General features: G+C 69.6%; 25 protein-coding genes and 1 tRNA gene. 11 read left to right on the top strand and 15 right to left on the bottom strand.

Going from position 1 to position 26,770, the window contains the following annotated elements; genetic code table 11:
• Positions 1–32: 32 nt before the first annotated feature.
• The 4 genes from ABZ664_RS23295 to ABZ664_RS23310 all read right to left on the bottom strand — a co-directional run bounded on the left by ABZ664_RS23295 (position 33) and on the right by ABZ664_RS23310 (position 2,107).
• A complete protein-coding gene (locus ABZ664_RS23295) occupies positions 33–245 on the bottom strand; it encodes a hypothetical protein (protein WP_362513496.1) in 213 nt (70 codons plus the stop codon).
• Between the two features lie 444 nt (positions 246–689).
• The gene (gene yidC, locus ABZ664_RS23300; RefSeq protein ID WP_362513499.1) at positions 690–1,385 is read right to left on the bottom strand and encodes a membrane protein insertase YidC; all 696 of its coding nucleotides are present in this window, start codon (positions 1,383–1,385) and stop codon (positions 690–692) included.
• A gap of 291 nt (positions 1,386–1,676) precedes the next feature.
• Positions 1,677–1,943 (bottom strand): DUF6412 domain-containing protein, encoded by a 267-nt coding sequence (locus ABZ664_RS23305; protein WP_362513502.1) that lies wholly within the window; start codon positions 1,941–1,943, stop codon positions 1,677–1,679.
• Complete coding sequence (locus ABZ664_RS23310; RefSeq protein ID WP_362513505.1) at positions 1,943–2,107, bottom strand: hypothetical protein; 165 nt, start codon at positions 2,105–2,107, stop codon at positions 1,943–1,945. Before ABZ664_RS23310 ends, ABZ664_RS23305 begins: the two co-directional genes overlap by 1 nt.
• A 129-nt stretch (positions 2,108–2,236) precedes the next feature.
• On the opposite strand from ABZ664_RS23310, the gene ABZ664_RS23315 reads away from it, so the two are divergent.
• Together ABZ664_RS23315 and ABZ664_RS23320 are read left to right on the top strand one after the other, a co-directional pair.
• Positions 2,237–2,932, top strand: coding sequence for a response regulator transcription factor (locus ABZ664_RS23315; RefSeq protein WP_362513509.1), 696 nt, complete (start codon positions 2,237–2,239; stop codon positions 2,930–2,932).
• A complete protein-coding gene (locus ABZ664_RS23320) occupies positions 2,929–4,056 on the top strand; it encodes a HAMP domain-containing sensor histidine kinase (RefSeq protein WP_362513512.1) in 1,128 nt (375 codons plus the stop codon). Before ABZ664_RS23315 ends, ABZ664_RS23320 begins: the two co-directional genes overlap by 4 nt.
• A 134-nt stretch (positions 4,057–4,190) precedes the next feature.
• Here the strand turns inward: ABZ664_RS23320 and ABZ664_RS23325 are convergent, their stop codons facing one another.
• Both ABZ664_RS23325 and ABZ664_RS23330 read right to left on the bottom strand, forming a co-directional pair.
• Positions 4,191–4,733, bottom strand: coding sequence for a hypothetical protein (locus tag ABZ664_RS23325; protein ID WP_362513516.1), 543 nt, complete (start codon positions 4,731–4,733; stop codon positions 4,191–4,193).
• Complete coding sequence (locus tag ABZ664_RS23330) at positions 4,733–5,146, bottom strand: RRXRR domain-containing protein (RefSeq protein WP_362513519.1); 414 nt, start codon at positions 5,144–5,146, stop codon at positions 4,733–4,735. The genes ABZ664_RS23325 and ABZ664_RS23330 overlap by 1 nt, the downstream gene beginning before the upstream one ends.
• A 572-nt stretch (positions 5,147–5,718) precedes the next feature.
• Here ABZ664_RS23330 and ABZ664_RS23335 point away from each other — a divergent pair.
• From ABZ664_RS23335 to mptB, 3 genes are all read left to right on the top strand, one after another.
• Positions 5,719–6,072 carry an STAS domain-containing protein gene (locus tag ABZ664_RS23335; protein ID WP_350942041.1) on the top strand — a complete coding sequence of 118 codons (354 nt, stop codon included), beginning with the start codon at positions 5,719–5,721 and terminating at the stop codon, positions 6,070–6,072.
• A gap of 48 nt (positions 6,073–6,120) precedes the next feature.
• A complete protein-coding gene (locus tag ABZ664_RS23340; RefSeq protein WP_362513524.1) occupies positions 6,121–6,801 on the top strand; it encodes a glycosyltransferase in 681 nt (226 codons plus the stop codon).
• A 291-nt stretch (positions 6,802–7,092) separates the two neighbouring features.
• On the top strand, positions 7,093–8,565 hold the full coding sequence (gene mptB / locus ABZ664_RS23345; protein ID WP_362513527.1) for a polyprenol phosphomannose-dependent alpha 1,6 mannosyltransferase MptB: 1,473 nt from the start codon (positions 7,093–7,095) through the stop codon (positions 8,563–8,565).
• Here the strand turns inward: mptB and ABZ664_RS23350 are convergent.
• Complete coding sequence (locus tag ABZ664_RS23350) at positions 8,447–10,951, bottom strand: hypothetical protein (RefSeq protein ID WP_362513531.1); 2,505 nt, start codon at positions 10,949–10,951, stop codon at positions 8,447–8,449. The two genes, mptB and ABZ664_RS23350, sit on opposite strands and share 119 nt — an antisense overlap.
• A 67-nt stretch (positions 10,952–11,018) precedes the next feature.
• Here ABZ664_RS23350 and ABZ664_RS23355 point away from each other — a divergent pair, with 67 nt between their 5' ends.
• From ABZ664_RS23355 to serS, 3 genes are all read left to right on the top strand, one after another.
• Positions 11,019–12,548: a glycosyltransferase 87 family protein gene (locus ABZ664_RS23355; protein ID WP_362513535.1), complete on the top strand. Its 1,530-nt coding sequence runs from the start codon at positions 11,019–11,021 to the stop codon at positions 12,546–12,548.
• Positions 12,549–12,855: 307 nt separating this feature from the next.
• Positions 12,856–13,776 (top strand): prephenate dehydratase, encoded by a 921-nt coding sequence (gene pheA, locus ABZ664_RS23360; RefSeq protein ID WP_362513538.1) that lies wholly within the window; start codon positions 12,856–12,858, stop codon positions 13,774–13,776.
• A 406-nt stretch (positions 13,777–14,182) separates the two neighbouring features.
• A complete protein-coding gene (gene serS / locus ABZ664_RS23365) occupies positions 14,183–15,445 on the top strand; it encodes a serine--tRNA ligase (RefSeq protein WP_362513541.1) in 1,263 nt (420 codons plus the stop codon).
• A gap of 659 nt (positions 15,446–16,104) precedes the next feature.
• Here serS and ABZ664_RS23370 read toward each other — a convergent pair.
• Positions 16,105–16,308: a cold-shock protein gene (locus ABZ664_RS23370; protein ID WP_012886943.1), complete on the bottom strand. Its 204-nt coding sequence runs from the start codon at positions 16,306–16,308 to the stop codon at positions 16,105–16,107.
• A 251-nt stretch (positions 16,309–16,559) separates the two neighbouring features.
• Between ABZ664_RS23370 and ABZ664_RS23375 the strand changes: the two genes are divergently transcribed.
• Positions 16,560–17,378 carry an HAD family hydrolase gene (locus ABZ664_RS23375; RefSeq protein WP_362513545.1) on the top strand — a complete coding sequence of 273 codons (819 nt, stop codon included), beginning with the start codon at positions 16,560–16,562 and terminating at the stop codon, positions 17,376–17,378.
• 49 nt (positions 17,379–17,427) lie between these two features.
• Here the strand turns inward: ABZ664_RS23375 and ABZ664_RS23380 are convergent, their stop codons facing one another.
• Together ABZ664_RS23380 and ABZ664_RS23385 are read right to left on the bottom strand one after the other, a co-directional pair.
• Entirely contained in the window at positions 17,428–17,943 is a 516-nt protein-coding gene (locus ABZ664_RS23380; protein WP_350942052.1) for a bacterial proteasome activator family protein, read from the bottom strand.
• Positions 17,944–17,947: 4 nt separating this feature from the next.
• Complete coding sequence (locus ABZ664_RS23385; RefSeq protein WP_362513549.1) at positions 17,948–18,904, bottom strand: NAD(P)H-quinone oxidoreductase; 957 nt, start codon at positions 18,902–18,904, stop codon at positions 17,948–17,950.
• Positions 18,905–19,021: 117 nt separating this feature from the next.
• Between ABZ664_RS23385 and ABZ664_RS23390 the strand changes: the two genes are divergently transcribed.
• Together ABZ664_RS23390 and ABZ664_RS23395 are read left to right on the top strand one after the other, a co-directional pair.
• Complete coding sequence (locus tag ABZ664_RS23390) at positions 19,022–21,451, top strand: AAA family ATPase (RefSeq protein WP_362513552.1); 2,430 nt, start codon at positions 19,022–19,024, stop codon at positions 21,449–21,451.
• A 120-nt stretch (positions 21,452–21,571) separates the two neighbouring features.
• Positions 21,572–21,660, top strand: a tRNA-Ser gene (locus ABZ664_RS23395).
• Positions 21,661–21,872: 212 nt separating this feature from the next.
• Here the strand turns inward: ABZ664_RS23395 and ABZ664_RS23400 are convergent.
• The 5 genes from ABZ664_RS23400 to ABZ664_RS23420 are packed head-to-tail and all read right to left on the bottom strand — an operon-like array spanning position 21,873 to position 26,755.
• Positions 21,873–23,243 carry a site-specific integrase gene (locus tag ABZ664_RS23400; RefSeq protein ID WP_362513555.1) on the bottom strand — a complete coding sequence of 457 codons (1,371 nt, stop codon included), beginning with the start codon at positions 23,241–23,243 and terminating at the stop codon, positions 21,873–21,875.
• Positions 23,240–23,434, bottom strand: a complete 195-nt coding sequence (locus ABZ664_RS23405) for a helix-turn-helix domain-containing protein (RefSeq protein WP_362513558.1) — start codon at positions 23,432–23,434, stop codon at positions 23,240–23,242. The genes ABZ664_RS23400 and ABZ664_RS23405 overlap by 4 nt, the downstream gene beginning before the upstream one ends.
• Entirely contained in the window at positions 23,431–25,143 is a 1,713-nt protein-coding gene (locus ABZ664_RS23410) for a replication initiator (RefSeq protein ID WP_362513561.1), read from the bottom strand. The genes ABZ664_RS23405 and ABZ664_RS23410 overlap by 4 nt, the downstream gene beginning before the upstream one ends.
• The gene (locus tag ABZ664_RS23415) at positions 25,140–25,334 is read right to left on the bottom strand and encodes a hypothetical protein (protein ID WP_362513564.1); all 195 of its coding nucleotides are present in this window, start codon (positions 25,332–25,334) and stop codon (positions 25,140–25,142) included. Before ABZ664_RS23415 ends, ABZ664_RS23410 begins: the two co-directional genes overlap by 4 nt.
• The gene (locus ABZ664_RS23420; protein ID WP_362513567.1) at positions 25,331–26,755 is read right to left on the bottom strand and encodes an FtsK/SpoIIIE domain-containing protein; all 1,425 of its coding nucleotides are present in this window, start codon (positions 26,753–26,755) and stop codon (positions 25,331–25,333) included. The genes ABZ664_RS23415 and ABZ664_RS23420 overlap by 4 nt, the downstream gene beginning before the upstream one ends.
• Positions 26,756–26,770 lie beyond the last annotated feature (15 nt).

Raw genomic sequence — 26,770 nt, forward strand, 5'->3', positions numbered from 1 at the left:
GCGGCGTTGTTCGGTGGGCGGCTACCCGGGCTCTATGCGTAGAGGAACCACTTGTCGTACTGGGGGACGCAGCTGTACGAGGTCCACCAGCCGCTCTGGATGCCGAGGTTTCCGACCCGGTGGCAGTCCCAGTCGTAGTAGTAGACGTTTCTGAGGGTGGCGGCCTGTGCGGGCGCCGCGCCGACGGACAGTGCCAGGCCGGTGGCCAGCACGGCCGAGGCGAGCAGGGTCAGGGTCTTGCGCATCATTCCTCCTGGGGCATGGACGAAATGCGATTCCGCGAAGACGTGTGATCACTCCGTCGGGCCGGACGGCACCGGAAGTATCACACCGGCGCTCGCCCGGAAACAGATCACCTCTACCGTCCCGGTCCGCGGAGCGGGCCTGACCTCGTGACACCGGCGAGGAGAGGTGCGGCGAACGTGAAACGTTCACGGTGGTTTTTCGCGGGTGCCGAGCCGGTGTGACGGCGGTTCTTTCGCGGCTGCCGAACCTGTGTGACGGTGCTTCTTTCGCAGGTGTCCGAAGCGGTGTGACGGTGTTTCCTCCGCGGCTGCCGACCCCATGTCGCGGCGCTTCCTTCGTGGGCGTCGAAGGGGTGTGACGGCGCTTCCTTCGTGGAGGTCGAGCCGGTGTGACGGCACTCCCTCGCCGGTGCCGAGCTCGATGGATCCGAGGACGGGCACCCCTCACGCCCCGGCGAGCGCCGGGCGGTGCAGCACCGCCTTCTCCCCGGCCGTCCAGGCCGTCGAGACGAGGAGGTAGATCCCCGCCGCCAGCGGCAGCACCATGGCGACCAGAACCGTCCCGTACGGCAGCAGGGGCAGCATCCGGCGCAGCGCCGCGGGCTGCAGGTCCTCGCTCATCGTGCGCCGCATCCGGCGGGAGGTGACCCACGCCACGGCGACGAGCAGCAGGAAGAGTCCGGCGAACACCATGGTCGGGCCGCTGATCAGTCCGAATCCGGCCACCGTGCCCGCGAACTGCTGCCCGAGCGGCACTCCGAGGAGCCCGTGGGTCAGAAGCGCGTTGGCCTGCCCAGCGATCGTCGAGGAGACGAACACCTGGTACGTCACCATGAGGAACGGCATTTGCGCCACGGACGGCAGGCACCCGGCCAGCGGTGAGGTCTTCTCCCTGGCGTAGAGGGCGGCCAGTTCCCGCTGGAGCCGCTCGGGGTCGCGGCCGTACCGCTTCCTGAGCTTCTGGAGCTCCGGCGCGAGGCGGGTCCTGACCCGCTCGCCCCTCGCCTGCATGACACCGAGCGGAAGCAGCGTGAGCCGGACGAGGAGGGTGAACACGACGATCGCGAGCGGGGTCGAGCCCAACGGCTCGGCGAGCGCGGCGATGAGGCCGGCGGTGAACGAGATGACGGGGTCGAACATGGAAGGGCCCTTCTGAGCGGAGTGAAGACAGCGCAGAAGGCACCCGCGAACCGCGGGGATCTTTCCGGGACGCGTGCGCGGCGCGCGAAGGCCGGGTGTCCCGGGGACATGCCGACCACGCATGTACGGGGTTGCCGGTCATGTGCGCGGGTGACACACGGCGATCACGTGCGCGTGGGCGCACGGCGACCACATCTGTGCGGGCACACAGTGATCACGCGCATGAAGGACACACGGCGATCACGCGCGGTGGGCACAGAGGTCGCGAGAAGTCACGAGAAGTCGCGGGGGTTACGCGGGCGCCGGGCCCGCGGAGGGTGCTCTGGGCCGGGACCTCCCGGCCGCGTCGGGGTCGCGCTGCCGGACGAACATCGTCAGCCTGGCCCGGTCACGCCGGGACAGCGGTGACCGTGACCCCGTACCCGAGGTGACGGGCGCCGGGCGCAGCGCCCAGGCGAGCAGGAGCACGCCCAGCCCGACCACGGCGGCGGCCGTCAGCACACCGCCGCCGTCGAACATCCAGACCGCCAGGGTCTGGACGGCGAGCAGGAGGTTCACTACTTGAACTTGCCCACCACGGTGACCGCGGCGACGACCACGAGGGCGATCACCCCGAGCACGAGCGCGAACTTCAGCAGCCCGAAGAGGGCGGGCAGCACGAGCCCGAACACCACGTAGAGCGCGAGCAGGACGCCCAGAACCCCGAACACGATACGACTCATGCGCTCTACCGTACGTCGGCCGGGGAAACGGCGAGGGCCTTGATCATAACGATGGTCATAACGATCGAGTCCTTACGGACCGGTGACACGAATGAGGGATCGCTCCCTCGCGGGCCTACCGTGGAGGCCATGAGCGCGCGGATTCTGGTGGTCGAGGACGATCCGATGGTGGCCGAGGTCGTGGCCCGCTACCTGGAACGCGACGGTCACGCGGTCGACTGCGTCGGGGACGGCGCCGAGGCGCTCAGGCGCGCGCTGGCCAACCCGCCCGATCTGATGGTGCTCGACCTGATGCTTCCAAAGATGGACGGACTCCAGGTCTGCAGGAAGCTCAGGGAGCGCTGGCCGGTCCCGGTGATCATGTTGACCGCGCTCGGCGAGGAGTTGGACAGGGTCGCCGGCCTGGAGACCGGTGCCGACGACTACGTCACGAAGCCGTTCAGCCCGCGTGAGCTGGCCCTGCGCGTACAGTCCGTGCTGCGGCGGGCGCGCGGCACCTCCCTGCCCGCCGGCACCGGCGTGCTCAGGGACGGCGAGCTCACGGTCGACGTCGGCGCCCACGAGGTGCGGCTCCACGGCGACGAGGTCCTGCTCACCGCCCGCGAGTTCGACCTCCTCGCCCACATGATGCGCAACCCCCGCCAGGCCTTCAGCCGCGCCGCCCTGCTCGACCAGGTATGGGGCTGGTCCTTCGGCGACTCGTCCACGGTGACCGTCCACGTCCGCCGCCTCCGCGAGAAGATCGAGCCCGACCCGACCGCTCCCCGGCGCATCGTCACCGTGTGGGGTGTCGGCTACCGCTACGAACCGCTGGCGGAGCCGTGATCCCCGAGATCCTGCTGATCGTCGCGGTCACCGCCGGGCTGGGCCTGCTGGTCGCGCTGGCCGGGCTGGGCGCGATGCGGCTGCTGCGCGAGCGGTCGATCGGCGTGATGCTCGCGGTGGTCGTCGTGGTGACCGTCGTGGCGACGGTGGGCGGAGTGGTCGCCATCACCCTGAAAATGATCATCGAGGGTACGCCGAGGGACATCGTGCTCAGCGTGGTCGTCGTGGGCGGCCTGGTCGGGCTGGGCGTCGCGACGGTGCTCTCGCGCCGGGTCGTGGCGGCGAGCCGCAGGCTCGTCGACGCCGTGCACGCCGTATCGCCCTCGGGGGAGTTCACCCCCCCGAAGGGGTTGCCCGCCGAGCTCGGCACGATTGCCGGGAGCCTGGACCAGGCGTATCGGCGGCTGCGGCTCGGCCACGAGCGCGAGCGCGCACTGGAGAGCGCCCGCCGCGAGCTCGTCGCCTGGGTCAGCCACGACCTTCGCACTCCGCTGGCCGGTATGAGGGCGATGGCCGAGGCCCTGGAGGACGGGGTGGTCTCCGATGAGGAGACCGTCGGCCGCTACCACCGCCAGATCCGCCTGGAGGTGGACCGGCTGTCGGGCATGGTCGACGACCTGTTCGAGCTGTCCAGGATCCACGCCGGGACGCTGCGCCTGTCGCGCAGCCGGATCGGCCTCGGGGATCTGGTCGCCGACGCGTTGGCCGGGGTCGAACAGCTGGCCAGGGCGAAGGGGGTGCGGCTGACCGGCGAGGCCGACCAGGTGGTCCCCGTCCAAGCCGATGCTGCCGAACTCTCCCGGGCGCTGCGCAACCTCGTGGTCAACGCGATCAGGCACACCCCCGGCGACGGCACCGTCGTGGTCCGTGCCTCGGCCGAGGACGACATCGCCTGCCTGTCCGTCGCCGACTGCTGCGGCGGCATCCCGGCCGACGACCTGCCCCGAGTCTTCGATGTCGCCTTCCGCGGCGAGACGGCCCGTACCCCCAGCGCCGAGGGCGCCGGAGCGGGCCTCGGCCTGGCGATCGCGCGAGGCATCGTCGAGGCCCACGAGGGGTCGATCGGCGTCGTCAACTCCGGCGCCGGCTGCCGCTTCGAGATCCGGCTGTCACTCTCCGCCTGAGCGGCCGCGTGCCGGGTGCCGGGTGCTCCTTCGTTCGGTTCGTCCGGGCGGCCGCGTGCCGGGTGCTCCTTCGCCTGGGCGGCCGCGTGTTGAACGGTCGAGCCCGGGTGCGGGGCAGGACGGTCGGAGGACGGTCAGTTCGCGCCCGTGCCGTTGGAACCCGTGCCGCCGGCGGCCGGCGCGGGCGTGACGTGGTCATCGAGGTCATCGAGGTTCTCGGGTCTCACGGCGACCATGAGAGTCATCTGCGCGCACTCGTCGCCCTCGGTGTCGCGTTCGACGTGCTGGCAGGAGGTCAGCCTCCTGGTGGTGCCGAGAGATTCCACCATCGCCCGGAACGTCGGGCACGGCCAGCGCCACATGCAGCTGCGGCAGCGCAGGATCGGATGCGCGGTGTCGCTGGTGACGCCGCCCGCGTCGCGCGGCCGGTGCAGGTCGAGCAGTCTGACGCCGAGCGTGGCGAAGTCGAGGAGCTCCTCACGCGCTCCCTCAAGGAAGTCCAGGTCCTCGGTCGACAGGCGGGTCCTGATCGGGATGTGCCCCTCGTGGTCCACCAGGTTTCGCAGTGAACTCGCCGCGTCGCGCCACGAGGTGGCCTTGTCGGTACGAGTGATCATGGACTCCAGGTGCTCCCGGAGCCGCTTTCGCTGGAGATCTTCGGGTAGGTCGGTGTTCATCAATTACCACCAGCGTGGAGACTTGGTCCTTCAGGGCCGGGAGGAAACGCGGTATGGTGCCGCGCTTCTGGGTGGGTGGTGTAGCCGTAGCCGTCTGCTCGTTGGAGCAGCCGGATGTGGCGGTGGTGAATGCCCTGCACCGTGCCGTGCCGGGTGGTGATGTTGAAACTGCCGGTGCTGCGGACCGCGATGCGGCCGAAGTGGACACCGGTTTTCTTGCCGGTGTGCTTTGAGTCGGGGTCGATACCGACCTGTACGCCCGCCACGACGGAATCGGCTGCCGTGCGGTCTTTCAGCCGGATAACGAATGGGGTATGGCGGTGAACCACAGCCCGGCCGGAACGGAGGAGTTTCCGCGCGTAGGCAGGGCTCGTGGGTTGCAACGGTTGGCCGTGCTTGTTCAGGACGAACACGACCGGGTGGGCTGGAGTGCCCGCTCCCTTCCCAGCCGAAGCCGGGTCGGGGTGACGCCGAGTAGACCGGGTGCCGGCCTGCTCGATCTCCCCTCGCCCAGGTTGAACACCAGATACCGCTGCGAGGCGGTGTCCGTGAGCCGTTTCGTGCCCACCCTCGGGCGTGTCCGCTCCCACGGATTCGAGAGCCTGGGGCTGAGGAAGCACCCCAAGGTCGGTCTGCGATCTTGTGTTCGACGTAGTCATCAAAATGCACCTCCTTGAGCTGATGACCAGGGCTGGTCAACGCAGGGCTTCAAAGCGCATTACTGCACTTCAAGCCCCCTCCTTCAGGAGGGGGTCGTTGACTGATCGTTCGAGCCCGTTTCTTGTGACTCAATGGCCGCTGATGTAGCGCGGCGGTGATCGGGAGGTGCCGGGTCTCCTCCCTTTCGGGCCAAGCCGTCGTTGCGTAGTGTCAAGCTTCGCGCACTCAGGGTTTCCGTGACATGGAAACGGGGGACAAAGGGCGGACGACTCGGGTTGTTCAAGAGAACGTGACCAGCGGCTCTCGCGCCGATAGTGTGCCCGCTGTGGAGCTAAAAGTCTCAACTCGATCTCATGCCGGGCACACCGTCGTGACCATCGTTGGCGAAATCGACCTATACACCGCGCCTCGCCTGCAGGCCGAGTTCACCCGGCTGCTTGGTCAGAGCCAGACCATGCGTGTCGTCCTCGACATGTCCGCGGTGGAGTTCTGCGACTCCACCGGCATGAACGTGCTGCTGTCCGCGCTAAAGCGGTTGCGGGAGCGGGGCGGCACACTGGAGGTGGCGGCGCCCCGGCCCGCAGTGCGCAAGATCCTGCAGGTCACAGGTCTCGACTCTGTCTTCGTCGTGCACGAGACCCTGCCGGAGAAGCTGCTGACCTCCGATTCCCAAGGATGACGTCCTCCCCACGGCTGATGCCCGGGGTCACCACGCTGGAGGTGTTCGATGGTCGGCACGGCGGCGATCATTCCCGCCAAGGATGAGGGCGACAGGATCGGGGCCACCGTGGCCGCGGTCCTGGCGCTGCCCGGCGTCGACCTCGTCGTGGTCGTCGACGACGGCTCCGTCGACCAGACGGGACGGGTGGCCAAGGCCGCCGGCGCCCGCGTCGTGCGACACAGCCGAAACCGGGGCAAGGCCGCCGCCATGGAGAGCGGTGCCCACGCCGTGCGCCTGCTCGACGGCGAGGAGCCCCGGCACCTGCTCTTCCTCGATGCCGATCTGGGCGACACCGCCCGTACGGCCACGGCGCTGATCGAGCCGGTCGCGGCGGGCGAGGTCGACATGACGATCGCCGTCTTCGTCACCCGGGTGAAGCTCGGCGGCCACGGATTCGTCGTGAAACTCGCGCGTGAGGGCGTCGAGCGCGCCACCGGCTGGACCCCCACCCAGCCGCTCAACGGGCAGCGCTGCCTGACACGGGCGGCCTTCGAGGCCGCCCGCCCCCTGGCGCGCGGCTTCGGCGTGGAGACAGGTCTCACGATCGACCTGCTCAGGAAGGGCTTCCGGGTGCGCGAGGTTCAGGTCGAGATGGCACACCGGGCCACCGGTACCGACTGGAAGGCCCAGATCCATCGGGCCAGGCAGTTCCGCGACGTCGCCCGCGCCCTCCTGGCGCGCCGTTAACCCGGCTGACCCGACACCCGGTCGACCCGGCGCCGAACGTCCGGCTGACACAGCCGATCCGGCACCGGACCTCCGGCCAACCTGGCACCCGGCCGATCCGGCACCGGACCTCCGGCTGACACAGCCGATCCGGCACCGAACGTCCGGCCAACCTGGCACCCGGCCGATCCGGCACCGGACCTCCGGACACGGTCAACCCGGCTTCCAGGCATGGGACCCGGTTGACCAGGTCGGCAGGTCTGGAAGCCGGCGCCGAACCGGGCACCCTGCCGGGTGTGCTGGAATTTGCGGGTGACTCGGGATGCGTCGGTCGTCGACGAGAGGCGGAGCCCCGCCGGCGATACGCCGCGAGGGCTCGACATCGCCGCGTTCGCAGCCGTGGGGCTTTCGGCGGCGACGACGGTTCTGATCGGACTGCTCGGCCCCTCGGCCATGGTTCCGAGGCTGCCCGGCTCTTCCTGGCAGCCGCCGTACTCGCTGGACGTCCATCCCGGCACCCATCTGGTCATCGCCATGAGCGCCGTCGCGATCGTACTGGGCGGGCTCGGACTCGTCGGCGCGCTCAGGTCGCGGTGGGGACCCGACCCGCGTTGGCTGCTCGCGGCCGGTTGCGCCGTGTCGGGCCTGCTCGCCTTCCTGCCGCCCTCGGGCTCGGCCGACCACCTCAACTACGCCGCGTACGGCCGCCTGGTCACGCTCGGCCTGGACCCGTACGCGATCACCCCCGCCACCCTGCCCGGCGACCCCGTCACCGGCGCGGTGGAGGAGTGGGCCGGTGTGACCAGCGTCTACGGCCCGGTCGCCACCGCCGTACAGGCGCTGGCGAGCCTCGTGGGCGGTGACTCGGTCAGGCTGACGGTCTTCGTGATGGCCGTCGTCAACGCGGCGGCGTTCATCGGTACGGCGCTGCTGCTGCACCGTTTCGCCAGGGGGGACGCGAACCTCCAGCGGCGCGCGGCGCTGCTGTGGGTGGCGAACCCGCTGATGATCTATCACCTCGCCGCCGGGATACACGTCGACACCCTCGCCGTCGCCTGCATGGTCGCCGCACTCACGGTGCGCGGCGCCGCCTCAGGGCTGATGCTCGGGGTGGGCATCGGGGTCAAGCTCAACGCCGGGCTCGTCGCCCTAGGACCCGCGTGGGAGTTGCGTCGCTCGCCGGGCAGGCTCGCTGTGGTGGCGGGGACCGCGACGGCCACCGTGGTGGCGATCTACGCCGTCGCCGGGCCGCACGTGCTCGATCAGGTGAGCGCCGCCAGTAAGAGGGTCTCCCTCGCCACCCCCTGGCAACTCGTCAAGGTGGGGCTCCAGTCGCTTTTCGGGCCGGGCGCGTACTCGGCGTGGATCCAGATCGGGTCCCTGCTCCTGATGGCCTGCCTGGCCTGGCTCGTGCTGCGGACGCTGCCCGCCGACACCGCGCAGACCGTGGGGCCGGCCGTGGCCGCCGCGATGGTGGTCGCCTGGTTGTTCGCCGCCCCGTACGCGCTGCCCTGGTACGACGGGCTGGCCTTCGCGCTGCTGGCGATGGCGTCCTGGCCCGTGTTGGAGGCGTTCATGGTGGCCAGGGTCGCCGTGCTGTCGCTCGCCTACCTCCCGGCCAGGGAGATAGCGCGGCCCGATGACCTGCTCTGGACCAAGACCCTGCTCAGGGAGACGGTGGTGCCGTGGACGCTGCTGGCACTGACGATCGCCCTGGTGTGGTGGGCGGCGAGAGCCGGACGGCGCGCACGCAGGCGGCCAGCGTCAGCGGCACCGCGACCGTGAGCGCCATCGCGGGGATCGCGATGCCCGAGTCGTTCATCAAAAACCCGATCAGTGAGCAGGCCAGTGCCCCGATCAGCCCGGCGCGCAGCGCGGGCGCGAGCGTGTAGGCCCGGCCCAGGGCCGAGGCCCCCCACCGCGAAGGGCGGTCGAGCACCAGGAACAGGAACGCCAGCGCGACCAGGGTGAGCAGCGACAGCGACCAGTTACCGACCGTGACCCCGATCATCGCGCCGAACTTGCGGCCGACCACGGTCCAGGCCTCCCCGTCCAGCACCTGCTGCACGAAGGCACCCAGGTGGGTGCGCTGGTCGGCGGGCCGCAGCCAGTCGACCGCCGCTATGGCGCCGATCAGCAGGCTGCCCGCCAGGCCGACCAGGATCAGTCTCATCGGTGAGACCCGCCCGCCGGACACCAGGATGATGAGGATCGCGACCCCCACCAGGAACGCCGGGACCCCGCCGAAGTCGGCGCCCCACGCGGGCCAGCCGTCGGCGAACACCGCCAGCCCTCCGTACACCGCGCACACCGCGAGCGCGAGTGTCCGACGGCCACCTGAGATCAGCCACTGGGCGATCCCGGCGAGGGCGAGGATCGTGCCGGCGGCGTAGACGGCGAAGGCGATGTTGCTGAAACCGTAGAAGCGCCCGCCGGTGACCGGCTCGTAGCCGGTGACCGCGTTCACCTGAAGTGCCGAGCCGGTCATCACGTCGGCCAGCAGCGCGACCGAGGTGATGGCGGCGACCACCGTCAGCGGGCCGAGCGGATGCGCCCGCCACGGTCCGGAGAGCGCCACCCCGGCGACCGCGCAGGCGAAACCGAGGATCGTCACGATCACCCAGACCATCGGCGCGGGCAGGCTCCACCAGGGGATCAGCTGCGCCAGGAAGGTGGAGACCGCGATCGCCCCGCTGACCACGGCGACGACCTGGATGGCCGTCAGGGCACGAGAGCCGCCCCAGCCCCGGCGGATCGCGACGGCGGCCAGCAGGTAGAACAGGATCTGCACCGCCACGAACACCGCGAAGAACGGCCCCCTCACCTCGCGCAGCACCTGGCTCGCCAGGTCGTCGTCGGCGAGCTTCTCGACCGTCGCCGCGACCGGCTCCTCGCTCGCCTCGCCGCCCTGCCAGGCGCGTCCCACGACCCCGTTGGGGGATTCCAGGCCCAGCAGGCCGATCGCGGTGGCGGTCAGGTCGGTGTTCGTGACCAGGCCGTCCTGTCGGGTGGAGGCGGCGGTGAGGTAGCCGCGCGCGTACGTTCCCCCGCCGGGGGACGGCCCCCGGGCGATCGCCACGTGCAGGTGAGGCGCGACCGAGGCGTCGGCCAGGCCGGCGACCAGGACCGTGGTCTCCGTTCCGGGGGCGGTGGTTTCCGGGGCCGTGCTCGTCGTGGGCGACGCCGGGGTCGTGCCGTCGGCGAGCGACGGGGGCAGGCGGTCGAGGACCGCGCCCACCACGCGGTCGGCCCTGGTCGCGGCCTCCCGCCTGGCCTGGGCGGTCATCGTGGCAGGGGCGTCGTCCGCGGCGGGGGCGTCACCGGTCCAGGCCCTGGCGAGGTCGTCGGCCTCGACCACGATCAGCCCGTACGGGGACAGGTCGCCCAGTTCCTCGACACTCGCCGCGTATTTCCCGATTTTTCCGGATCTGTCGGCGGCGGCGAGGGCGGCTCCCGGCCCGACGGCCGCTACCTTCAGACCCGCCTCCGCCGCGAGCCCGCCCAGCTGCCCGAGAACCGGCCGGTAGGAGGTGGTGGCGTTGAAAGCGGTCAGCTCGCCCCAGCCGGGCACGCTCGCCCCGCCGTAGGAGGCCGCCTCCGGTGCCCGAGGGGGCTCGCAACCCGTACCGGGAGCGCCCGCGCGCTGGCCGGCCGACACCGTCAGCCAGCCCGCCGCCGGGCACGTGATCCCCCGCTCGGGCGGCGGGACCGCCCGGGTGGACATGGACGCGGACCCGCCCTCACCCACGAGCCTCCACAGGTTCGGGGTCCGCTCCCGGTCGAGGTCGCTCCACTCCAGGCCGGGCACCCCGATGATCACGACCCTTCCGGGAGGCGTCACCGCCGAGGCGCCCGTCATGCCGTCACCGGAGGCCCTCGGAACCCCGGGGGCACCCGAGGCGCCCGTCGTACCGGCATCCGAGGCGCCCGTACCGGCATCCGAGGCACCCGAGGCCCCCTGAGCTCCCAGAGCATGGGGAACACCGGAGGCGGCGAAGGCCTCCGGAGTACCCGGGAGGCCGAGCAGGACACAGAGCAGGACCGACAGCAGGGCCAGTAGCAGGGACGCGGTGGTCGGCACGGTCCCGGCGACCCGGCGGAACGCCGGTCGTGTCGCGGGTCCCCCGGTCGCCGGGCACGCGCGCCCGTGACCGCTGTGCGCCGAAGCCATCCGGTTCCCCCTGTCCGTGCCCGTTGGGCGGCCACTTTTCCCCGCCCCCACGGTAACCTGCCTGCTCGTGAGGACTGGCGAGGCGACCACGACCGAGCGGCGCCCATGGACGTGGCCGTCGCGGCCGGCGTGGCTCTCGTGGCTGTCCGCGCTGCTGCTCGTCGCCGCCGCGGTGGCCCCGCTGGTGCTCTACTGGCTGGGCAATGTGGACGACCAGCGCCTGGTCGACCTGGATGTGTACCGTACCGGCGGAGCGGCGATCCTGGAGGGTCGGTCCGTCTACGGGTTCGTCACGCCCGCGCCGCAGTTGCTGCCCTTCACCTATCCGCCGGTGGCGGCGCTGTTCGCCACGCCGCTGGCGGCGGTGTCGTGGACGACGGCGCAGTGGGCGTGGACGGCGTTGATCTTCCTGACGCTGGGGGTCTCCGTCTGGCTCTCCTTCCGCGCCGTGTTCGACGGGGTGGACGGCGCGCCGGGGAGGTCGGGAGCGTCTGGAGCGGCGGACGAGGTCCCGCTCTCGCCGGGTTCCGCTCCCCGCGTGCCCGGTGGGGATCCGGCGCGAACGGAGAGGAAACTCCGGGGCGTACGCACCCGACTGGGTGGTTTGGGTAAATTTGGCGGGTTCGGCGGGACGAGCGGGACGGCCATGGGCCGGCTGTGGACGCCCCTGCTGTTCGCCGCCCTGATGATCGCGTGTACCTACCTGATGCCGATCAGGGACCAGGTCCGCTTCGGCCAGGTGGACATCCTGCTCGTCGCGCTCTGTCTGGCCGACTGCGTGGCCAGGCGCCCGCTGTGGCCGCGCGGCATGCTGATCGGCCTGGCCACCGCGGTCAAGCTCACCCCGGGTGTCTTCCTGATCTACTTTCTCATCGCCGGTTTCGGACCCGGCGCGAGGCGGGAGCATCGAGAGACCTTCCTCGTGGCCGCGCTCACCGCCGCGCTGCTGACCCTGCTCCCGTTCCTGGTGATCCCGGCGGACGCCGCCGACTTCTGGTTCCGCGCGCTGCTCGACCCCGAGCGGCTCGGTGCCAACGCGGCGACCACCAACCAGTCGATGCGCGGCATGCTCATTCGGCTCTACCTCCCCGACGTGCTGACGAGCCTGCTCTGGGTGGCGCTGGTCGCCGTGGTCGCCTGGTACGGCTTCCGCCACGCCCGCAGAGCACTGCTCGACGGGCACCTCGTGAGTGGGGTGGCCCTGGTCGGGCTGATGGCCGTACTGCTCTCGCCGGTCGCCTGGATCCACCATCTGGCCTGGGTGGTCGTGGTGCTCGGCGCGCTGGTCGGTGACGGGCGCGACCCGGTCAGGCTCCGGGTGGCCGCCGGGGTCTGGCTCTACTACGTGCTGCCGATCCCCTGGTGGGGAGTGACGATCAAGGCGATGGAGATCCCGATGCTCAGCCCGGTGCTGGGCAAGATCGTGCAGAACGGATTCGGGCTGGGCGCGCTGGCCCTGGTCTGGGTGCTGGGAGTGTGGCTGCCCCGGCGAAGGGCGACGTTCCAGGCGCTCTCCCGGCGGGATACGGCCCCGGAGGCGGAGCGGCCCGGGAGGGACGAGGGCCCCGGACGTGAAACGGCCGTCGAAGGGGCCTGAGTGGGAGGGGGCCCGGCGCGCGGTGACCGTCGAGGGGATCGAGCGGGAGCGGTTCCCGGACGGAAGACTCAAGGGGCGAGCCCTGGGCGGGAGCTTCTAAGGGTGCGGTCCGGGCTGGAGCGGCTCAGGACGGGCGTGAAGGAGGGCCCGAGCGGGAAGGGCTCCGGCGCACGGTGGCCGTCGAGGGGAAGATCGACGAGAAAACGACCTCTGACGTGGGACGACTTCGATTGATCGGATAGGAGTCGGTCGTATCGGTATGTAATCCTGCGCACATTTTCTGACAGTCGCCGGATACCCTGGGGCCATGCCGAAACTCGCTTACCTGGGACCGGAGGGGACCTTCACCGAGGAAGCCCTGCGCATCCTGGCGCCTGAGGCCGAGCGCCTGCCGAGCCCGAACGTCACCGCGGCCCTTGAGGCCGTACGGCGCGGCGAGGCAGACGGAGCCGTCGTCCCGATGGAGAACTCGCTCGAAGGCGCGATCACCACGACCCTCGACGAGCTCGCCCGAGGTGAGGCGCTGCTCATCACCGCCGAGCTGCTGCTTCCCGTCGAATTCTCGCTCCTGGCGCGTCCCGATACCGAGATCGGCCACATCAAGAGGGTCTTCACCCACCCGGCGGCCATCACCCAGTGCCGCAACTTCATCGCCCGCGAGCTGCCCGACGCCGTGGTGGTCGCCGCCCCGTCGACCGCCGCCGCGGCGCAGGAGGTCGCGCTGCCCGGCTCGCCGTACGACGCGGCCATCGCCGCGCGCATCGCCGGAGAGCACTACGGCCTGGTCGAGCTCGCGTCCGGGATCGGCGACCGCACCGACACCGTCACCCGGTTCGTCCAGGTGTCGCGTCCCGGACCGCTGCCGGAGCCGACCGGCGCCGACCGCACCTCCCTGGTCGTCTTCCTCGCCGACGACCACCCGGGCGCGCTGCTGGAGATGCTGACCGAGTTCTCCGTCCGCGGCGTCAACCTGTCCCGCATCGAGTCGCGGCCCACCGGCGACGGTATCGGCCGCTACTTCTTCCACTTCGACTTCGAGGGCCACGTCGCCGACGCTCGGGTCGGAGAGGCGATCTCGGGTCTCCACCGGGTCTCCGCCGAGGTGCGCTTCCTGGGCAGCTACCCGCGTGCCGACGGTCTCTTCCCGCAGATCAAGCGTGGTACGAACGACAGCGACTTCACCGAGGCCGCCAGTTGGCTCGGCAGGATCCGCAACGGTCAGGTCTGACCGTCACCCGGCCCGCGAGTCGGCGCCGGTCCCCGGGCGGGAGGCGGAGAGTGCCCGCCGAAGGTGCCCCCGAGAGGGGAACGGATCCGGCGGGTGCTCGCCGGAGGCGCGTCAGAGGGGAGCGGGGCCGGTGCGTGCTCGCCGGATGCGTGTCGGGGGGAGCGGGCCGGGGGTGTCTACCGAAGGTGTCCCGCCGGACGGGAAACAGGGCCGGTGTGCCCGCTCGAAGGCGTCCCAGGGAGAAACGAAGGCGTCTCAGGAAGAAAAGCGGGACCGGTGGGTGTCCGCCGAAGGTGTCCCGCCGGGCGGGAAAGTGGGTTCCGCCCCCGTGGGGCCACCGCGGCCTCGGAGGGCGGGAGGTTAATCCGGGCGCGGGTGCAGGCAGTACATCGGTAGCCTTGTGGCTGTGATTGACCTGCGTACCCTTCGTGAGGATCCCGACCGGCTACGGGCGTCGCAGCGTGCCCGCGGTGAGGACGACTCTGTCGTCGACACGCTGCTCGACCTCGACGAGCGGCGGCGCGGCGCGCTGAGTCGCTTCGAGACGCTCCGCGCCGAGCAGAAAACCATCGGCAAGTCGGTCTCCCGTGCCTCGGGTGAGGAGAAGGCGACCCTGCTGGAGCGGGCGAAGGATCTCTCCGCGCAGGTCAAGTCCGCCGAGGCCGAGGCGGAGAAGCTCGGCTCCGAACTCGACGAGCTGATCTACACGGTGTCCAACCTCGTGGAGGAGGGGGCTCCCGCCGGCGGCGAGGACGACTACGTCGTGCTGGAGGAGATCGGCGAGAAGCCATCCTTCGACTTCGAGCCCAAGGACCACCTGGAGCTGGGAGAGATCCTCGGCGCGATCGACATGGAGCGTGGCGCGAAGGTCTCCGGCTCGCGGTTCTTCTTCCTGAAGGGTGTCGGCGCCAGGCTGCAGCTCGGGCTGCTCAACATGGCTATGCAGCAGGCGATCGAGGCCGGCTTCGTCCCGATGATCACGCCAGTGCTGGTCAAGCCGGAGTCGATGAAGGGCACCGGTTTTCTCGGCGCCCACGCCAGCGAGGTCTACCACCTGCCCGACGACGACCTGTTCCTGGTCGGCACGAGCGAGGTGCCGATGGCGGCCTACCACGGCGACGAGATCCTCGACGGCTCCGCGCTCCCGTACCGCTACGCGGGATGGTCCTCCTGCTTCCGCCGCGAGGCGGGCTCGTACGGCAAGGACACCCGGGGCATCATCCGGGTTCACCAGTTCGACAAGGTGGAGATGTTCTCCTATGTCCGCCCCGAGGACGCCCATGCCGAGCACCTGCGTCTGCTCGCCTGGGAGAAGGAGATGCTGGCCAAGGTCGAGCTGCCCTACCGGGTGATCGACACCGCGGCCGGAGATCTGGGGTCCTCGGCCGCGCGGAAGTTCGACTGCGAGGCGTGGGTGCCCAGCCAGGGCAGCTACCGCGAGCTCACCTCGACCTCCAACTGCACCGACTTCCAGGCCCGCCGTCTCGGCGTTCGCTTCCGTGACTCCGGTGGCAAGCCCCAGCATGTGGCCACCCTGAACGGCACGCTGGCCACCACCCGCTGGATCGTCGCCATCCTGGAGAACCACCAGCAGGCCGACGGCTCCGTCGTGCTCCCCAAGGCTCTGCGCCCGTACGTCGGCCTCGACGTGCTCGAACCCGTCAAGTAACCCGCCGCTCGCGGCGAAGTTCGCGAAAGGCCCCGCCCACGGCGGGGCTTTCTTCGCGTTCGGCCCGGACCTTCCACCGCTTTCGCGGCCCGGCTTGCCCGCGACGGGTCGGTGGACCCCGTTGAAAGCCTGGATCTTCCACCGCTTTCGCGGTCTCCGATGGTCTTGCGGTCGGTCCCGTGTCTTCGTGGCCGCCCCCGAGCCCGTCCGCGCTTCCATGGTCTCCTCGCGCCCGCCCGCACCTTTGTGGTCGTCTCGCGTCCGTCCGCGCTTCCATGGTCTCCTCGCGCCCCCCGCACCTTTGTGGTCGTCTCGCGTCCGCCCGGCCGAGAGGTAGGTAGGGATGCGCCCCCGCCTCGGCGGCGCCATCGGCGTCCGGCGCGTTCTCAGGCCCGCGAGAGGGCGGGAAATGATCGTCGGAGGGAAACCGCGCAGCACCGTGGCCGAAGCTCTCACGATCGCTCTCAGGGCCGGAGGATCCGAGGTGTCGCTTCTTCATGGGGAACCCGGAGGATCCGAATGGTCCGGGTGCCGCGAACTACCCCGGATGTGCTGGGTGGTCCGGATGACTCCGGTGACTCCGGTGGTCCGGAAACGAAGAAGGCGGGGTTCGCCAGAAGCGAACCCCGCCTTCCCGGTTCAACCAAGAGGTCTATGCGTCAGACGGCGCGGACCTGCGAGGCCTGCGGGCCCTTCTGGCCCTGGGTGATCTCGAACTCGACCCGCTGGCCGTCTTCGAGGCTACGGTAGCCGTTGCCCTGGATCTCGGAGAAGTGCACGAACACGTCCGGTGCACCGCCGTCCGGTGCGATGAAGCCGAAGCCCTTTTCAGCGTTGAACCACTTGACGGTTCCCTGAGCCATTAAAGCTCTCCCTCAGGATTTGAAACTTTGGGATTCACACCTCATGAACCCCATGTGTCGTACAGCGGGCCCCGGGGTGGCTCAGTCAAACTGGTTTTCACAACGGGATTCAGCTAATACAACGCCATCACATCTAACACTATCCGGCGCGGGCGTGTTCCCGCCATGAGGAAGATTCCTCGGACCGGATCCCGGGGCCGACAGACCGGCCATCACAGTGCAGACTGGGACGTGTTATGCAAAGCCCCAGGTTGGTCGCCACAGACCTCGATGGCACCGCTCTGCGCTCGGACGGTACCGTCTCTCCCCGCACGGCCGCCGCTTTTGCGCTTGTGGAGAACGCCGGGGCCACGCTGGTCTTCGTGACCGGCAGGCCACCCCGCTGGATGAGCATGGTCGCGGGGGCCGTACGCCGTCGTGGGCTGGCCATATGCGCCAACGGAGCCCTCGTCTACGACCTGCACAGCGAGCAGATCGTCAAATCCCACCTCATCCACCCGGACGTGCTCGAAGAGGTGGTGAGACGCCTCCGTGAAAAGGTGCCCGACCTCGCCTTCTCCGTGGAATACGAGGGCGGATTCGCCCACGAATCGGACTTCCGTCTCGGAAGATGGGACAGCAAGACGGTCGTCGGACGCCGCGTCGGAACGGACGCACTTACCTCGCGGCCCTGCGCCAAGCTTCTAGCGCTGCACCCCAGAATGGACCCCGACATCCTCCATGAGGCGGTTTACGGGCTGGTCGGTGACCTTGTCACCCCCACCCATTCCAGCGGTCGGGCACTGATAGAGATGAGCGCGCACGGTGTGACGAAGGCATCGGCACTGGCCCATCTCGCTATGACGCTCGGCGTCGTGGCCGAAGAGGTGGTCGCCTTTGGCGACATGCCCAATGATCTGCCGATGCTCAGGTGGGCCGGCACCTCGTACGCCGTCGCCAACGCCCACCCGGAGGTGCTGGCCGCGGTCGATCACGTGACCGCGGCCAACAACGACGACGGGGTCGCCGGAGTTCTTGAGGAGCTCTACAAGGGTGACGGGCTTCGCGACCCCCATGAAGGCATCCCATGAAGGCTCCGCGGGTGGCGGTCGCCCCGGCTCTCGCCGGATCGCGGGCCTTCTACAGGTAGGGGCCCGCGTTACCCGCGGGTCCTCCCTCCTGCTGCTGTAGGGACATGCCGCCGGGCAGAGCCCTGCGCATGTTCTCCAGCTGGGCGCGAGCCGCCATCTGCTGGGCGAACAAGGTGGTCTGTATGCCGTGGAAAAGTCCCTCAAGCCAGCCGACCAGCTGCGCGTGGGCGACCCGGAGCTCAGCCTCGCTGGGCGGGGTGCCGTTGACGTCCTCGGTGAACGGCAGCGAGAGCCGTTCCAGCTCCTCGACCAACTCGGGCGCCAGACCGTCTTCGAGCTCCTTGATGGAACTCTCGTGAATCTCCTTGAGCCGCTTGCGGCTGGCCTCGTCCAGAGGAGCCGCCCGGACCTCCTCAAGGAGCTGACGGATCATGCTGCCGATGCGCATCACCTTGGCGGGCTGCTCGACGAGGTCGGCGATGGACCTGCTCTCGCCCTCCTCCTCGCCCTTGGAGCCCTGGGGACCCACGACCACGATGTGCGGAGTGCTCTCCTCAGCGTTCATAACCTCAACTTACTAGCAGGATTTTCCCGACGTGTTCTCCAGACTCCAGGATGCGGTGAGCCTCGGCCGCCTCCCTCATCGGCACCCGGGCGTGCACCACCGGCCGGATCGCCCCGGCGTCGAGCAGGGGCCAGACGTTGTCGACGACCCCGCGCACGATGACCCCCTTCTCGTCGACGGGCCGGGAGCGCAGCGTGGTGCCGTACACCGAGGCCCGCTTCGCGAGCAGGGCCCCCAGGTTCAGCTCGCCCTTCGCGCCGCCCTGCAGGCCGATCACGACCAGCCGCCCCCCTGTCTTGAGAACCTTGATGTTTCCCGGAAGATACCTGCCGCCCATGATGTCGAGGACCACGTCGGCCTTGACCTTCTCCGAGAAGTCCTCCCGCCGGTAGTCGATCCCCTCGTCGGCTCCCAGCTCCAGGCAGCGCTCGATCTTCTCGGGGGACCCGGCGGTGACCACCACGCGCGAGCCGAACGCCTTCGCCAGCTGTATGGCCATCGTGCCGATCCCGCTGGCACCGCCGTGCACGAGGAGGGTCTCGCCCTTCCGCAGGCGCGCGGTCATGAAAACGTTGGACCAGACCGTGCAGGCCACCTCGGGCAGCCCGGCGGCCTCGACCAGGTCGACGCCCTCCGGCACCCGCATGACCTGCTGCCAGGGCACGGCGACCTTCTCCGCGTACCCACCTCCGCTGAGCAGCGCGCACACCCGGTCACCCGGCGCGAACCCCTCCACGTCCTGCCCCACCGCACCGACCACGCCGGAGCACTCCATACCCGGGTACGGTGAGGCGCCGGGGGGCGGATCATAGAAGCCCTGACGCTGGAGCGCGTCGGCCCTGTTGACCGCGGAGGCGGTCACGTCGATGATGACTTCGCCACGTTCGGGTAGCGGGTCGGGAACCTCCCGCCACGTCAGAACTTCCGGTCCGCCTGGTTTATCGATCACGATGGCGCGCATGTGAGAAAAGGTATCCGCTGAGCCCCAACTTGGTGGTTGCAGGCGTTGACATGAACACAGGGCGTTAACCTGCTATGTGTTTGCTGCCCTTTTATGCCCATCCCGAGGGGGAACACGGTGGCAAGACACGATCGTGAGGAATCTCTCGAGGAACAGCTCGCGTGGCTGGATGCCATCAAGGAGCACGAGGAGGAGGCGCCCGCCCTGGCGGTGAAGGCCACCACGGTGGACGACGCCGTCGTCTCGCCGTACCCGAAGGATCCCTGGAGTCTGGTCCCGACCGAGCCCGACACGACGTCCTCGCCGCTGTTCCGTGCGGCTGTCGACTCGGCCCACCCGGACACCGACCCGCCGGTGGAGGACGCCGACGCGGCCGAGTGGATGGAGGCCTCCGACACGGTGACGTCGTTCACCGTGCCCGCCCCGGCGTCCGGCAAGCAGGACAACGACGGTTTTCTCGAGCCGCTCAAGCCTCTGCCGCGCCAGGAGCCGGCCGACACCGGCGAGTACGGCGTCGGCGACTTCACCGAGCCGCACATCCGCACCCCGTTCGCGGCGCCCGCCCAGGAGCCGTCCCGCGGGTTGTTCGAGCAACCCCAGCGTCCGGCGGAGCCGGCCGGCCCCGCTTCCTCTCCCGCCTCGGCGGAGCCCTCCGACCTGGAGCCGCTCAGACCGTCCTCCTCGGACACCGAGCGGTTCACCTTCGGCAGTAAGGAGTTCGGCGGCACCGACTCCGACCGCTTCTCCTTCGGAAGCGGCGACACGCGCCCCGCCTCGGGGGACAAGGACTTCTCCTCGACCAGCGGAGATCTCTCCGCCGGAACCACCGAGGCCGACCGGTCCCCGTCCGGCACCTCCGGCACCACTGGATCCGGCACGTCCGGTTCGTCCGGTGCATCAGGCCCATCCGGTACGTCTGGTTCGTCCGACGGTGGCGACCGATTCCCGTCAGGTGCCGCAGAGGCCGACCACTTCCCCTCCACCGGCGCCGAGCACGACCGCGACCGCACGAGCTTCGAGCCTTTCGGATCCTTCGACTCCACGGTGACGTCGGCGGCGAAGGAGTCGCCGTCGTCCAGGCAGGCGCCCGAGCGTTTCGAACCCGCTCCGGATCGCTTCGCGCCCGTTCCTCCGCCCGGTTCCGAGCCCGAGTCGGAGTCGTTCCAGGCATCCGAATCCTTCGGCACCGACAGGCCGGAACCGGCCGCGTCGCCGGAGCGCCCCTCCACGGCGGGTGCCTTCGGCTCGAAGTCCACCTCGGGCGCCTTCGGTGACGCCCCCGGTTCCTCCGGAGCCTTCGGTTCGTTCGGCTCATTCGACACGGAGCGTTCCAGCTCACCGTCGCCCTCTTCCTCCGGCTCCTCCGGTTTCGCCGCCTTCTCCGGCCCCACGGCCTTCTCGCCGGGCCGGGAGGCGCCCCCCGCCCCCGAACGGGAGACCCCTTCACCCCAGGAGCGCGGTCGGGATACGACGGAACGGGAGAACCCTTTCGCACCCGGTCGGGACGCGGCGGAACCGGCTCGGGAGCCGTACCAGGCACGCCGCCGCCAGACGGCCCCGGCACCCGCCTTCGGCGCACCGGCCAGGCAGCAGCCTCCGGGCACGGCTCCCCGGCCGTCCGCCGACAGCCTGGATCCGGAGTCGCTGCTGAGGGGCCGCCGCAACGCGCCCGCCGGCGGCTGGCGGAAACTCGTCTACAAGGCGTCGGCAGGGCTGATCAAGCCGGGCGAGTCCCCGGAGGTCCGCCGCCGCAGAGAGCTGGTCGGCCGCGCGCGCACCCCGGTGGCCACCGGCCACCACCGTGTCGCCGTACTCAGCCTCAAGGGCGGTGTCGGCAAGACCACGACCACGGTCGGCCTCGGCGCCACCCTGGCCCAGGTACGCGGCGACCGGGTCATCGCGGTCGACGCCAACCCCGACCGCGGCACCCTGTCGGACAAGGTCGAACTCGAAACCTCCGCGACCGTCCGCGACCTGCTGAACGAGCGTCAGCAGATCAAGAGGTACGTCGACATCCGGGCCTTCACCTCCCAGGCCCCGTCGCGCCTGGAGATCCTCGCCTCCGACCGGGACCCGTCGGTCTCCGAGGCCTTCAGCGCGGCCGACTACCAGTCGGTCTCCCAGGTTTTGGAGAACTTCTACTCGATCTGCATCACCGACTGCGGCACCGGCCTGCTCCACTCGGCCATGTCCGGTGTGCTCGGACTGGCCGACCAGCTCGTCTTGGTCAGCTCCCCCTCCGTGGACGGCGCCCGCGCCGCCTCGGCGACTCTCGACTGGCTGGAGGCCCACCACTACGAGGAGCTCGTACGCTCCGCGACCGTGGTGCTGTGCAGCGTCCGCCCGCGCTCGAAGTCGACCGTCGACCTCGACCGCCTGGAAGCCCACTTCGCGGCCCGCTGCCGCGCCGTCGTCCGCGTCCCCTACGACCCGCACCTCGAGGAGGGCGCGGAGATCGACCTGGAAAGGCTCCAGGCCGGCACCCGCGAGTCCTACCTCCGCCTGGCCGCCTCGGTCGGCGACGGTTTCGCCGGTCCTCAGCCCTGATCCACACACCGGCGGGCGCCACGACTCCAGATCGGAGCCACGGCGCCTGCCGGGTCCGGGCACGCTCGGGCCAATGAGAGACTAGGGTGCAATCTGACACGTTCTTCGGACGTGTCACCAGGAGAGCTCGCCTAGTGGACGATGGCGGCGGTCTTGAAAACCGCTAGGCCGGGTGACCGGTCTCGTGGGTTCGAATCCCACGCTCTCCGCTCAGCTCGGAAAACGGCGTCTGACCAGGGACTTCCTTCGGACCAGGCGCCGTTGATCGTTTCCAGGATGTGCAGCCGTAGGCCACCGTGAGCGGCCACATGTCGCTGGTCGTGGGATATCTGTGGGATGGAACCGGCCACGTTTGCCCAGCTCATCAAGCAAAAAAAGAGGGTCCCGGATGACCGAGACCCTCTCACCGTAACCGGTGGACTCACGCCGCCAGCGCGTCCTCAATCCGCTGGTTGGCGATCTCCGCGCCGCCGTCGATGCACTTGGCGTAGACCTTGAGAAGCACATCCACCCCATGCCCCGCCCGCTCTGCCACGTCGGGAGCCGCCACCCCGGCATTGAGCCACAGGGACACCGCAGCGTGGCGCAGGTCGTACGGCCGAGCCGCCAGGGGTGAGACCTGCTGTTCGGGAGTCAGGGCGAAGGCCCGCGCAGCCTTCCACACCTCGCAGTAGGTCCCGATGGAGATCACGCCCCCGCGTGAGGTCCAGAACAGCCGCCCGTCCTCGTGGACGCCGAACTCTTCGATGTGCTCGCGAAGGATGGACACCAGCTCAGGCGGGATCGGCACGGGACGGCCCTCGTCCTCTGCCCGGTGCTTGAGTCCGCGATCGTCGTGAGCCTCCCCGCTGTTGGTCCACTTCTTGTTCGTCTGCGGCTTGGATTTGGCCAGGATCAGCCGCCCCCAGCCGGTCGCGGGAAGGTGACAGTCCTGCTTGCGGAGCCCGAGCGCCTCAGCCGGGCGAAGACCGGCGAAGTAGAGGCAGGCGAAGAAGCCGCGCAGGTGCCGGCCACGGTCGAGACGGCTCACGTAGGTCACTGCGGTGAGCAGCTCACGCGCCTGGACCGGGTTGACCACCACGCGCCGATCAACAACCTCCCGGACCTTCGGAGGCTTCCACGCCTTCACCTTGTCGATCGGGTTGGAGGGCAACTCCTCCAAGTCCACCGCGTACTGAAGGGCGTTGTAGAAGACCGACCGCTTACGGGCGATCGTGGTAGCCGCAGCGGCTCTGCCGTCGAGCCGGAGCGTCAGCGCATCCAGGCCGAGCCGCACGTTCCGGACCTTGTTCAGGTCGGCGATGTGGAGCGAGTGCCGTTCGAGCCAGGCGAGAGCCGTCCGGATCTCCGCTGGTTGGACGAGATGCCGAGCGGCAGGGGGAAGGACATACCGCCGGAGAGCCTCCCGGAGGACCAGCGGATCAGGCCGCCCAGGTGCGTCCTCATTGACCAGAGCAGGTGTCACGGTCGCCAGGGCATCGGTGAGACTGTCGCGGGTCTTCGCTGCCGCGTGGGGCCATTTCATGTCCACGTACGCCATGACGAAGCCGAACCAGTTCACCGCGCTTTTAACGGCCAGCATGGAGAGCGGAAGTCCGGTCTCCTCGTCGAATGCCTCACCGCGCTTGGCCGCCTGCCGGAGATCTGACTGGAAGTTCTCGGCCAGTGCCTTTGTGCGAAAGGTTCGTGACTTACGGCGACGTCCGACAGCCCACCTCAATTCGTACGACGGTGCCTTACTGGACTGGTTCCGCCTGATATCCCAGACCTTGATGTCGTAGGAGGTTTTCACGCTGCCTCCCGGAGGGTTTCAAGCCACGCGGTGAAGTCGCTGCGGTAGATGCGGATCTCGCCGTTCGGGAGCTTGAGGCCCTGGGGAGCGTGGCCGATCTCGCGCCAGCGGTAGAAGGTGCGCCGAGACACCCCGCCGAGTTCGTCGAGGATCTCCGGGACGGTCATGAGCTGGTCGCGGTTCTTGCTCACGCTGCCTCCCGAGTCTCGATCACCGAGGGATCTTCGATGGGTTGTCCGTCTGCTCTGGCTTGGAGTTCGATCAGGCGTGCGCGGGTGCGTTGACGGTTGGCGACCTCACGCAGCAGCCGTTTGGCCAACGGGGTGCGGTTGGGATCCTTGGACGAGACCGGGCGCCAGATGTAGCGGTGCGGGTCGGTCACGGTCTCGTCGGGCAGGCCGAGCATGTCGAGCACCCAGGCCCGCCGGTCCTGCTTGTGTTCGCGCAGGGTCTTGTTCGACCACTTGCGGGAGACCAGGACGCGCCGTCCGGCGTAGCCGAGGTGGTCGGCCTTGTGCGCCTTGCCACGGCAGCGGCCCGGCACCATGCCCGCCTTGGCCCCCTTGGGTTGGATGCCGTAGCGCAGCCAGTTCGCGCACGCCGGGGAACAGGGTTCATACCGCAGCGCCTCGACCATGCGGGTGACATGGTCGCGACGGGCCTGGTTGTCGGTGTCTTTCGGGTCGAGGGGATCGCCGAGGTTCTTGGTCAGGTATTTGGACAGGTAGATGAGGCACTGGTCGGCATCCGGCGATCCGGCGAGCACGCCTTGCACGTCGGCTTGGGCGCCGAAGCGGACCACGTGCAGAGGGTCGGCCGCCTCGTCGGCGCCGAGGTGGTCGAGGGCCTCGTCCCAAGTGGGCAGCAGCTCTCCCGTGGTCGGGTCGAGGTAGTCGCCGGCCTGGCCGTCTGGGTGGGGCTCAGCGCGTTCGGCCCGCTCGCTCCAGACCGGCAGACGGTCGCCGTCGAAGCGGACTTCATCGACGGACGGCCACCACACTTGGTGGTAGGTGGCGGCGGCGATGGCCTTGACCTCCGCGCGGGGCATGGTGCCGCGGATGGCCATGTGCAGGTGCGGAGCGAGCCGCTTTTGGGGTTCGACGGTGGCGAAGTACTGCACGTCATAGCCCGCCACTCGGCGAAGGTTCTGCACGAAGCGGTCGACGAGCTTGGAGAAGTGCAGCGCGTCGCGGGCCGCGCGAGCGTAGTCGTAGGTGGCCGGGTTGACCGGGACGCCGTTGTGGATGCGTCCGTAGGAGGGAAGCGTCAGGGTGATGAACATGGACGGCCGGTAGACCTTGCCGTCGGAGGCGATGAACGTCCGCCCGAGGGTGGTGTTCTGCTTGGCCCGCTTGGGCAGGTCCGGCGCATCCTGGCGACGGCGGGTGGAGCGCGAGCGCTTGGGAGTCGACCGGCCGCCCAGCACGTTGCCGCGCATCCCGGCGGCGTTGATCTCCGCATCGATGCCCGCGATGGCCTCGTCCCAGTCGAGAGTGTCGTCCCCGTCCCGTTCCGCCTCGTCCCGTTTGGCTTGGACGTCGGCCCGGAACTCGATCAGCCACCGCTGCTCTTCGGTCGAGGGGTGCGGTTCGGCGACGGGTTCGGCCTCCAGATGCCAGCCTTCTCGGCACTGCGCCTTACGAAGCTGCTTGTTGCGCAGGGCACACGGCGGGCACTTGGCTTCCTGGGTGGTCCCGCAGGGGATGTTGAACGACTCGACGGTGCCGGTGTGGGTGTCCAGGCGCCGCAGTTCGAGGGGGCGGATGCAGACGCCGTTGAGCTTGGCGACCTCCACCGCCACGTCGAGGGCGAAGGGCAGGGTGTCGCGCACCAGGCGGGGAAGGGTGCGATCAGAGCCGTCCGGCGAGGAGGAGGCGGGGGAAGCGGGGGTGTCGGTCACCGGTTCTCCTCTCGGTTGAGCACGTCGGCGGTGAAGCGGTAGGCGTCGCTGTAGGGGTCGCGGCGCAGCCGGATGTTCACCACCTCCGACAGCACCAGCTCAAAGCGCGCCGGGAAGTCGGACAGAGAGCCCAGGAGGCGGAAGGGGATCGCGTCGATCTCGGCGAGGCTGCCCTGAATGATGATCTTCACTGGGGTGCCTCCCCGGCGAAGTCGGCGACCATGGCGCGAATATCGGCGTCGCAGACGTAGCCGGCACGGGCGCGGATCGGATCGGGTGAGGTCTCCAAGCGGACGTAGCCGATGCCCGCGCCCTGCTCGGGAACCGGGGAGATGTGATCGGCCAGTGCTCCCCGGTCGCGGGCGCCGTCGCCGAGGACCATGTCCACCTGCTCAGACTCGTCCAGCCGGAGGGCGATCTTGTCGGGGAACAGGTTGCGGACGTTCATGACCTCTTTGCGCGGGTCCTGGAGCGCGGCCATCACGCCGAACCCGACCGCACGGCCCTGCGTGGTGAGCGTCGCCAGGGCAGCGGAGATGCGGAGCTTGAGGCCCTTGTCGGACTGGTAGGCGGTCAGGAACGCCACCTCGTCGACCACGACCAGGACGAACGGGTCATCGAGGGTGGGGGTGTGGGAGCGCTGGAGTCCGGCGAAGCGGTCGGCCCGCTCCTGCATGACCGACACAGCCGCTTCCAGCAGATCGGCGCAGGCCACCGGAGTCGCGGCGTAGCGCTCACCAAACAGATCACGACCGAAGGACAGTTCCATCCGCTTGGGATCCAGCGCCCAGACCTGGACCAGGCCCGCCCGCACCGCAGGCAGCAGGCCCCGGATGGTGGACCAGATGATCGAGCCTTTGCCCGCTCCGGTGGCACCGGCCACCAGGACATGTGTGCCGTGAACGTTGAGCCGCCACGGGGTGCCGTCCTCACACCGGCCGATCTCGACCGGCCCGATCGACGCGACGTCGGGGATGGGGAGTGCGGGTAAGGGGGTGGCCAGCGGGTCACGTCGGGGGAAGGCCAGCAGCAACCGGCCTGAGCGGGCGATGGTGACTCGGCATGAGGTGGCGCCGAAGCCGTGGGCGAGGTGGGCGAGGCGGTCGGCCCAATCCTTGACCGACTGTCCGCTGATCATCTTCACCGTGACCAGGTCAGCCCACGAGGTACAGGTGACGCGGACGAGGTAGGGCAGGTAGTCGCGGCCCTGGAGGTGACGGCCGAGACCGGAGACGATCATCACCGGTTGCCAGTGCCGCCGATAGACCCACACCAGCCGCCAGAAGGCCAGCAGCCGCCAGCCCATCCACCGGTTGAACGAGGCCCGATCGAAGAACGGCCACGGCGCCAGCACCGAGAGCGGAACGGCGACGAGGACCAGGGCGACGCGCCAGCCGTACACGATGGCGATGGTGGCGGGCACGGCGAGCACGGCCACGGCGATCGGGTGACGCCAGATGAGGCGGACCATTCCGGCCAGCAGTCGCCACAGGAAGATGGTGATGGTGAAGATCGCCGGGGTCGTGACCACGGCCGGACGGAACACCACGGCGGTATCGGGGGTGGTGGTGACGAGGGTTCGGGTCTCGTCACCGGGCAGTTTTTTGAACATTAGGCTGGAGTCCTC

Source organism: Streptosporangium sp. NPDC006930, from assembly GCF_040635605.1.
Classification (GTDB): Bacteria; Actinomycetota; Actinomycetes; order Streptosporangiales; family Streptosporangiaceae; genus Streptosporangium.